Origin of the sequence: Streptomyces sp. PA03-1a (genome assembly GCF_033792805.1) — a bacterium.
GTDB lineage: Bacteria > Actinomycetota > Actinomycetes > Streptomycetales > Streptomycetaceae > Actinacidiphila.
Window position 1 is genome coordinate 1 of sequence record NZ_JARAVO010000420.1, and the last position, 3,377, is coordinate 3,377.

Consider the following 3,377-nt stretch of genomic DNA (forward strand, 5'->3'; position numbering starts at 1 on the left):
TAGGGGTGGGGTGGGACAACGGTGTCCCTGGGGAGGGCCTGTAGCGTCATGAGTCGTCGCTCTGGTGGGTTGATCGGGATCTGGGCTGAGGCGCAGCGTCAGCAGCAGCGGCAGGTGGAGGCCCAGCAGCGGGCCCGGGTGCAGCAGTTGCGCAGTGCGGAGCGGCAGCAGCGGACGTATGAGCGTGATCTGGCGCGGAGCCGGCGCGAGCAGCAGGCTGCGTACCGGCAGCACCGGGAGGCCGATGCGCAGCGGCGGACGCGTGAGCTGGAAGCCCGTGTCGAGGAGTTGCGGACGTTGCTGGCGTCCGGGTGCCGTACACCGGCGTTCCGGCTGGATGCTCTGGCGCGTTCCGAGCAGCTCGAGCCGTTCGCGCCCGGCCGGCTGGGCTATCCGGTGGCGATGCCCGACCCGAATCAGTACCAGGCGGCGCCAGGTGGTTGGACGGCGAACCGGCGGGCTCAGGCCCAGCAGGAAGCACGGGACCGCTTTGAGCGTGACTGGCATGCCGCCCAGGCTGCCGAAGCGCAGCGCCAGCAGCAGTTGGCGGCGTACCGGCAGCAGTACGACCAGTGGGCGGCCGGCCAGCTGGCGGAGATCCGCGGCCACAACGCCGGCATCACGCAGCTGGCCGGCGCCGTTCGCGACGGGGACCCCGAGGCGGCTGTGGAGTACTTCTCGGCCGCCTTGTACGCCTCGGCCGGCTGGCCGGAGGGCCTGCCGCGCCGGCTGACCGCCGCGTACGACGCGCCGGCGCGGCAGCTGGTGGTGAACTGGGAGCTCCCGAAGTACGACATCGTCCCCGAGGCGAAGCTGGTGCGGTACATGCCCGGCGCGGACCAGGACAAGGAGACCGCCCGCCCGGCAGCCCAGCGGCGGGAGCTGTACCGCGATGTCCTCGCCCAGTGTGTCCTGCTGGCGCTGCGGGAGCTGTTCGCCGCCGACGGGTTCGGGGCGCTGGACTCGATCGCGCTCAACGGCTTCGTCGACGACCACGATCCGGCGACCGGCCGGCGTACGGAGATCTTCGTGGCGACGGTGATGGTCACCCGCACATCCTTTGCCCCGCTGAACCTGGAACAGGTCAGCGCCGTGGACTGCCTGACCGGCGGGCTGCGCGGACAGCTGTCGGCCCGCCCCGACCAGCGCACCGCGATACGGCCGCACCGGCTGCCCGGCGACGTGGGCGGGTCGGGCACGGTCAGCCACGGAGGGCAGGAAGAGCGGGACCTGTACGAGATGGACCCGATCGCCTTCGAGGCACTGGTGGCAGACCTGTTCCGCGCCATGGGCATGGATGCGGTGACGACCCAGCGCTCAGGCGACGGCGGCGTGGACGTGCAGGCCGAGGACCCGGCCCCGATCCGCGGCGGGAAGATCGTCGTCCAGGTCAAGCGCTACCGGAACACGGTGCCGCCCAGCGCGGTGCGTGACCTGTACGGCACCGTGCAGGACGCCGGCGCCAACAAGGGCGTGCTCGTCACCACCTCGGGGTTCGGTCCCGGCTCGCACACCTTCGCAGGCGGAAAACCGCTGGAACTGATCGCGGGCACCGAACTGGTGGACCTCCTGCACCGCCACGGACTGAGCGGCAGGCTCGGCGACACGCAGGCCGGCGTCCCGCAGCAGCAGCCTGCCCCCGATGAGAGGACCGCCGGCCCCGCCCAGGACCACAACGTGCTGGGCATGTCGTGGTCGGGCAGTGTCGCCCTGGACGTGTGCGCCCTGGTGTGCCAGGGATCCCGGGTGCTGAGCGACGACCACTTCGTGTTCTTCAACAACCCCCGGACCCCGGAGGGAAGCGTGCGGTCGGTGACCGCCACCGCCCCGGACAAGGCCGCCATCCGCGTGGCCTTCGAGGCGCTGCCGGAAAGGGCGGACCGGCTCGTCCTGGCCGCGGCCGTCGACCCCGTCACCAACCCCGAGGCAGACCTTTCCGGATTCACCGACGCCTTCATCCGGCTCCTGGGCCCCTTGGGTGAGGAACTCGGCCGCCTGGAGGTCTCCGACGGCCGCCGCGGAGAAACAGCCCTGGTCCTCGGCTCCTTCCGCCGCCGCGCCAGCGGCGACTGGGACTTCGTCATCGGAGGCAAGGGATACCCTGGCGGCCTGGAAGCCCTGGTGCAGGAGCACGGCATCGAGGTGTCCTAGGGTCTGTCGTCAAACGATCTTGCCTGGTGGATCATGGACTGGTGATACGTCGCCATGAACTGTCAGACGCCGAGTGGGAGTTCGTCTGGCCACTGTTGCCGCGTGCGGCAACGGGACGGAAGCGGCTGGACGATCGGATGGTCCTGAACGGGATCGTTTGGAAGTTCCGGACGGGGTCGGCCTGGCGAGATGTGCCCGAGCGGTACGGGTCCTGGGCCACGCTGCACACGCGGTTCCGCCGGTGGGCGGCCGACGGCACCTTCGAGCGGATGCTGCGGGCCGCCCAGGCCAAGGCGGATGCGGCCGGTGCCGTCGACTGGATGGTGTCGGTCGACTCCACCATCGTGCGGGCCCACCAGCATGCTGCGGGGGCCCGAAAAGGGGGCTCCGCAGCTCGGGGCTCGGGCGGTCCAGGGGCGGCCTGACCAGCAAGATTCACCTTGCCTGCGACGGTCTGGGCCGCCCGCTCGGCTTCACGATCACCGGCGGCAACACCAATGATTGCACCCAGTTCACCGCCGTCATGCAGGCCATCCGCGTGCCCCGGATCGGAGCTGGCCGGCCCCGGATCCGGCCCTCGCATGTCATCGGCGACAAGGGCTACAGTTCCCGGGCCATCCGCACCTGGCTGCGTGAGCGGGGCATCGCCCACACCATTCCCGAGCGGGCCGACCAGATCCGCAACCGGCTCCGGCGCGGACGCCGCGGCGGACGACCCCCGGCCTTCGACAAGGCGGTCTACAAGCGGCGCAACGTCGTGGAACGCTGCTTCAACCGCCTCAAGCAATGGCGCGGCATCGCCACCCGCTACGACAAGACCGCCCAGTCCTTCCAGGCCGCTGTCACCCTCGCATCCCTCCTGACGTGGGCCTGACGTTTGACGACAGGCTCTAGCATCCGGCGCCGCCTGCGGACGATGGGGTACCGGTCCGGTAGGACGCATCCGCACCCCGCGAGGAGATGCCCGTTGCGCCACGCGCACGGCCTCTGCGACGCGCAGCAATGGTGCCCACCCCTGCTACAGGATCCCTCGCCCGGACAAGCACGTTGTCACGTTGCACCCCGTCGGCGGGAGTTCTTCTTGCGGGGTGGTTGGCGTTGTGACGAGAGGGGGCCCGCCGCGCGTTCCGGGTGATGTTGTGGGCTTGCCGGTGCGCGCGGCGGGGTGGTGCTCGACCGGGTCTTTCTTCGGTGGGGGGGTCGTTCACCCTCGGTCGAGGGGTGTC

General features: G+C 70.7%; 1 protein-coding gene and 1 pseudogene. Both read left to right on the plus strand.

The annotated features are described in order from the left end of the window. The first annotated feature begins 48 nt into the window (after positions 1-48). A complete protein-coding gene (locus PV341_RS44310; protein ID WP_500360910.1) occupies positions 49-2,151 on the plus strand; it encodes a restriction endonuclease in 2,103 nt (700 codons plus the stop codon). 44 nt (positions 2,152-2,195) lie between these two features. Further along, a pseudogene (locus tag PV341_RS44315) lies at positions 2,196-3,025 on the plus strand (IS5 family transposase). Positions 3,026-3,377: the final 352 nt, after the last annotated feature.